The following is a 6,133-nucleotide window of genomic DNA, read 5'->3' on the forward strand; positions in this document are numbered from 1 at the left end:
AAGGCGAACATATGTGCTATAATGAGGGTTGTTAGGGATACGAGGAGAGGTGAACGGCTTGGCTTTCGTACGTCGGTTAATGTGGTTTTTTCAAAAACGGTGGGGCTATTACGCGCTGGCGATCGGGTTGATGGCGACCGTCAGCCTGCTGACGACCGTGCCGCCGAAGCTGATCGGGAACACGATCGACCATATTCGGGAGGGGGATTTGACCGCCTCAGGTCTAAGCTCGACCGTCGCCCTGCTCGTCGGGCTGTCGTTAATTTTGTACGTCATGGTCTACGTCTGGATTACGACGCTGTTCGGCAATTCCGCGCTGATCGAGAAGCTGCTGCGGGGCAGGCTGCTCGCCCACTTGACGAAAATGACGCCGGGCTTTTTCCAGCGGAACAGCACCGGACAATTGATGGCGCTGGCGACGAACGACATTTTGGCGATCGGCCAAACCGCCGGCTACGGCGTCATGACGCTCGTGAACACGCTGGTCGGGGCGTCCGTCGTCATCGTGACGATGATTTCCACGATCAGCTTCAAATTGATGCTGGCGGCGCTCGTTCCGCTGCCTTTTCTGGCCGTCGTCATCGGCAAGCTGGGCAAAAAGGTGCGCACCCGCTTCCTCGAAGCGCAGGCGTCGTTCGGCAAAATGAACGACCACGCGCTGGAATCGATTTCCGGCATTCGCGTCATCCGCTCCTACGTGCAGGAGGAGCGCGATTTGAACGCGTTCGACGGCGTCGTGACGGACGTGATGAACAAAAACAAACGGGTGGCGATTTTGAACGCGCTGTTTCAGCCGACCATCTCGCTGATCGTCGGCGTCAGCTATTCGATCGGCATCGGCTACGGCTCCTATATGGTGCTGAGCGGCGAAATTACGCTCGGGCAGCTGATCTCGTTCAACATTTATCTCGGCATGCTCATCTGGCCGATGATTTCGTTCGGCGAATTCATTAACGTCCTGCAGCGCGGAACCGCGTCGAGCGACCGTCTCGATACGTCGCTCAGCGAGAAAACCGACGTGCCGGACACGGACGACCCGATCGCGGTCGAGGCTCCGGCCCGGATCGAGATGCGGAAGCTGAGCTTCGCTTACCCGGCCGCGGCGCAGCCGAGCCTGACCGACGTTTCGTTCGTTCTGGAGCGGGGCGAGACGCTCGGCATCGTCGGCAAAACGGGCAGCGGCAAAAGCACGCTGCTGAAGCAGCTGCTCCGCCAATATCCGGTGCAGCCGGAAAGCCTGTTCATCGGCGATGTGCCGATCGAGCGCATCGGGCTGGAGCGGGTGAAGCGGTGGATCGCGTACGTGCCGCAGGAGCATTTGCTGCTGTCCAAGTCGATTCGCGACAATATCGCGCTCGGCAAGCCGGACGCGACGCCGGAGGAAATCGCGGAAGCGGTGAGGCTGGCTTCGTTCGCGGACGATATCGCGGCGATGCCCGAAGGGCTGGATACGGTCGTCGGGGAGCGGGGCGTCATGCTGTCGGGCGGGCAAAAGCAGCGGCTCGCGATCGCCCGGGCGCTCATCGTCGACTCGGACATTTTGCTGCTGGACGACGCGCTGTCCGCCGTCGACGCCCGAACGGAGAGCCGCATCTTGCACAACATTCGTCGCGAGCGCGCGGGCAAGACGACGCTCATCGCGACGCACCGGCTGTCCGCCGTCAGCCACGCGAACTGGATTATCGTGCTCGGCGAAGGGCGGATTCAAGAGGCGGGCACCCACGACCAGCTCATGCTGCTGGGCGGCTGGTACAAGGAGCAGTGGGACCGCCAGCAAATGGAAGCGAGCCTGGACCAATGAAAGGAGGCGTATCATGCCGAAGCCATCCACGACGAGCAGACTGATCGGTTATGCGCTCGTCTACAAGTTCCGAATTATCGGCGCGCTGCTCGTGTTGTGCTGCGCCGTCGGCGCCGAGCTGGGCGGACCGTATATTACGAAAACGATCATCGACCGGCATTTGTCCGGCGGCGCCGGCGACCTGGCCTCCGTGCTCGGGCTCATCGCGCTGTATATGGCGCTGCTTCTGGCCGCCGGGATCGGCAACTTTTCGCAGGCGTATATTTTGCAATCGACGGCGCTGCGCATTATCAAAAACATCCGCATGGACTTGATGAAGCATATCCAGCGCATTCCGCTGCGCTATTTCGACAATACGCCGATCGGGCAGGTCGTATCGCGCATCGCCAACGATACGGAGGCGGTCCGCGACTTGTTCATGAGCTTCATGGCGACGTTCGTCGTCAGCTTCGTGCAGCTGCTCGGCATTTACGTCGCCTTGTTCGTGCTGGACGTGCGGCTCGCGCTGTCTTGCCTGCTGCTGCCGCCGCTGTTCGCGCTCATTATGGCCGTCCATCTGAAATATTCGAAGGTGTACATTTCGATTATGCGCGCCCGTCTCAGCGACATGAACGCGATGATCAACGAATCGATTTCGGTCATGCCGATCATTCAGGCGTTCCGCCGGGAGAAGACGACGCTGGACGAATTCGAGACGCTCAACAACGACCGCTATGTGAACCAGATCAAGCAGTTTCGCGTCTTTTCGCTTTCCTCGCGCAATATCGTAGGGACGATCGGCAGTCTCGTGACGGCCGCGGTCGTCTGGTATTTCGGCCGGGAGTCGCTGCAAACGGCGATTTCGTTCGGCGTGTTTTATGCGTTCATCGATTATTTGGGACGCATTTTTCAGCCGATTATCGGCATTTTCGACCAGCTGACGAATGCACAGCGGGCGTTCGTGTCCGCCGATAAAGTGTTCGCGATCATGGACATCGACGGCGCGGAGGTCGAGCGGGCGGAAGGGGCGCGCCGCCCCGAAGGCAACGTGAAGTTCGACAACGTGACGTTCGCATACAAGGAAGGCGAGCCCGTCCTGAAGCGGATTTCGTTCGAAGCCCGCAAAGGGGAAACGGTCGCGCTCGTCGGCCATACCGGTTCGGGCAAAAGCTCCGTCATGAACTTGCTGCTCGGCTTCTACGAGCCGGACGAAGGGACCGTTACCGTCGACGGGCGCGACATCGCGACGATGTCGAAGCAGGAGCTGCGCAAGCATATGGGCATCGTGCTGCAGGACCCGTATTTGTTCGCCGGGGACATCAAATTCAACGTGAGCCTGTACAATCCGGACATTACGCTGGACAAAGTGAAGCGGGCGCTTCGCGACGTCGGGGCGGCGCCGTTCGTCGAGCAGCTGCCCGGCGGCTACGACGAGCCGGTGATCGAGCGGGGAAGCACGCTGTCGTCCGGCCAGCGGCAGCTCATTTCGTTCGCCCGGGCGCTCGCGTTCGATCCGGCGATCCTCATTTTGGACGAAGCGACGGCGAGCATCGACAGCGAAACGGAAGGGCTCATCCAGCGGGCGCTGAAAGTCGTCAGCGAAGGGCGGACGACGCTCGTGATCGCGCACCGGCTGTCGACGATTCGCGAAGCCGACCAAATTCTCGTGCTGCACCGCGGCGAAATCGTCGAACGGGGCAATCACGAGGAGCTGATGGCGCTGGAGGGCCGGTATTACAAAATGTATCAGCTGCAAAAAGGAGAGCGTGCGCCGCTGCAGGCGTTCGCCCCGGATGCCGCGTCCGGCGGCGCGACCGAGGCGGTTCCGGTTCAACCGGCCAGGCCGCAATAGGGATCGGGCCGGGCAACGACGCGGCCGGCCGAGAGGATGAGGGCGATGAACGAAATCGATTATAGACGGTTTTACGGGCAGGTCGGCGCCGCGAACGGCTGGGATTTCAGCAAAGTGAAATGCACGGTGGAGGGCGACCGGTGGAGCTTCTACGAGGAAGTGGCCCGCCGCTGCAAAAGCACGGACGTCGCGCTCGACATCGGAACCGGCGGCGGGGAAAACGCGATGGCGCTCGCCGGCTCCGTTTTGCTGCTGGTCGGAATCGACCGGTCGGCCGCGATGATCGAAGCGGCGAACGGCCGGCTGAAACGGGAGGACGGGCGAAACGTCCGCTTCGTGCAAATGGATGCGCGGCGGCTTTCGTTTCCCGACCGGTTTTTCGACGTCGTCTCGTGCAGGCATTCGCCTTTTTCGGCATCGGAAGCGGCGAGAGTGCTGGCGGAGGGCGGCCTGTTCATGACCCAGCAGGTCGGCGAAGGCGACAAACGGAACCTGAAGCAAGCGTTCGGGAGAGGGCAGGCATACGGAGAACGGGACGGGGCGTTGCGCGATACGTGCGTTGCGGAGCTGCGGGAGGCCGGTTTTGCCGATATTCGGTGTTTGGAATACGATGCGGACGTGTATTATGATAGGTACGAAGACTTGCTGTTTGTGCTGAAGCATACGCCGATCGTTCCGGATTTCGGGCGGGCGGAGGGCGATTTTGACGTCTTGCGGCGTTTTATCGAGAAGAACGCGACCGCCGAAGGAATCCGAACGAACGAGCGGCGGTTCATGATCGTCGCCCGCAAAGCGTAACGCCGCGACCGGCAATGGCGCAAACGCGGACGAAAGGAGCATGCGCATGTGCCGCAACATTAAAACGTTGTTCAATTTCAACCCTCCCGTTACCGAAGACGAAATTCGCGCCGCCTCGCTGCAATTCGTACGAAAGCTGTCGGGCTTCAACACGCCCTCGAAGGCGAACGAGGCGGTATTCAACCGCGCCGTCGAAGAAGTGACCGCGGTTGCCCGCACGATGCTGCATTCGCTGGTGACGAACGCCGAGCCGCGAAGCCGCGAGGTCGAGCTCGAACGCGCCCGCGCCCGAAACGCGAAAAGATTCGGAACGCTGCGCAAATAACCGGCCGGCCGGCGATGTCGGCAAGGTCGGGGACACCGGGGTACGGGCGACGGGCGTCGGAGGCCGGACCAAAAAGGAGTACTCTGTCGGGTACTCCTTTTGTTTATCGCTTCCGGCGCTTCCCTTTGACTTGGGCATGCAACTAGATTGGCAGTACCGAAAAATTTCCAGTAGCTTCACTCTCTGCGTGCGTTGCTCCCTACATGGCCAAGTAACCCGACTATAACTGGAATAGCTCCTGCCAGCTAATGCGCTCTCCAGGCACGAATCCCCCTGCCTTATCAAGTAACTTGGACGCAGTTTCGAAGTTGTCCCGGCAACTTCTCTTTCCGCGTACGGCATCCCTAACATGGCTAAGTAACTCGACTATAACCGGAATAGCTCCTGCCTGCTAATGCGCTCACAAGGGCACGAATCCCCTTGCCTTATCAAGTAACTTGGACGCAGTTTCGAAGTTATCCCGGCAACTTCGTTTTCCACGTACGGCGTCCCTTATACGGCCAAGTAACCCGACTATAACTGGAATAGCTCCTGCCTGCTAATGCGCTCACAAGGGCACGAATCCCCTTGCCTTATCAAGTAACTTGGACGCGGCAACTTCGTTTTCCACGTACGGCGTCCCTTATACGGCCAAGTAACCCGACTATAACTGGAATAGCTCCTGCTAATTCGTTTGAAACAGGGAGTGGGTACGAACAAACGGGAAAAGCTCCCGTTAAATCGGCGACGCATCGGCGAAAAGCGCGATCCGGTTGAAATTAACGGGTTGTTTTCCCGTTAAAATATCCCGTAGCGGGGGAGTCGGGAGAAATAGAGGGAGGTTTTCCCGTTCACTCTACCAGAAACACTTACTGTCGATGTGTTGACCGTACGGATGATGATTCCGCCTCGCTCCGACATTGTTTTTTTGACAATGAGAATCATTATCATCTATAATGAGGACGGGAGTATCATTTCGAGAGGAGCTGCGGCCTTGTTCGTTCAAATGAGGAAAACGATCGTTACCGAAGGTCATGCCGGCCGGGTTGTGGACCGGTTTAGCGGGGAAGGGATCATCGAAAAGCAGGAAGGGTTCGTCGATTTGACCGTTATGGTGAAAAAAGTACGGCACGGCGACGAAGAAGTCATCGTGTTGATCCGCTGGGAGTCGGAGGAGCATTGGAAGCAGTGGGAGAAAAGCGAGGCGCACATCGCCGGACATCGGGCGAGACGAGGCCAGGCGCAGCCTGAATTTATCGTCAGCACGGAAGGCGGACTGTACGACGTGAAATTTGTCAAAAAGAAAGCCGACAGCGCGCCGTAAAAAGAACGCAGCGCAGCGGTTTAGCTCCGCTGCCGCCCGCACGCCGGGCAACCGCCAGCGGGGCAAGCGCCCGCG

Annotated in this window: 5 protein-coding genes; all 5 read left to right on the forward strand. The window is 59.4% G+C overall.

The window, feature by feature from the left end:
• Positions 1-58: 58 nt before the first annotated feature.
• The 5 genes from PV407_RS08465 to PV407_RS08485 all read left to right on the forward strand — a co-directional run bounded on the left by PV407_RS08465 (position 59) and on the right by PV407_RS08485 (position 6,058).
• Positions 59-1,801, forward strand: coding sequence for an ABC transporter ATP-binding protein (locus tag PV407_RS08465; RefSeq protein WP_332089479.1), 1,743 nt, complete (start codon positions 59-61; stop codon positions 1,799-1,801).
• 13 nt (positions 1,802-1,814) lie between these two features.
• Positions 1,815-3,632 (forward strand): ABC transporter ATP-binding protein, encoded by a 1,818-nt coding sequence (locus PV407_RS08470; protein ID WP_332089480.1) that lies wholly within the window; start codon positions 1,815-1,817, stop codon positions 3,630-3,632.
• Between the two features lie 45 nt (positions 3,633-3,677).
• The gene (locus tag PV407_RS08475) at positions 3,678-4,430 is read left to right on the forward strand and encodes a class I SAM-dependent methyltransferase (protein WP_332089481.1); all 753 of its coding nucleotides are present in this window, start codon (positions 3,678-3,680) and stop codon (positions 4,428-4,430) included.
• A gap of 46 nt (positions 4,431-4,476) precedes the next feature.
• Positions 4,477-4,755 (forward strand): DUF2277 domain-containing protein, encoded by a 279-nt coding sequence (locus tag PV407_RS08480; protein ID WP_332089482.1) that lies wholly within the window; start codon positions 4,477-4,479, stop codon positions 4,753-4,755.
• A 973-nt stretch (positions 4,756-5,728) separates the two neighbouring features.
• Positions 5,729-6,058 (forward strand): antibiotic biosynthesis monooxygenase, encoded by a 330-nt coding sequence (locus PV407_RS08485; RefSeq protein ID WP_332089483.1) that lies wholly within the window; start codon positions 5,729-5,731, stop codon positions 6,056-6,058.
• The last annotated feature ends 75 nt before the right edge of the window (positions 6,059-6,133 follow it).

Source organism: Paenibacillus sp. GYB003 (assembly GCF_036577625.1).
GTDB lineage: Bacteria > Bacillota > Bacilli > Paenibacillales > NBRC-103111 > Paenibacillus_AB.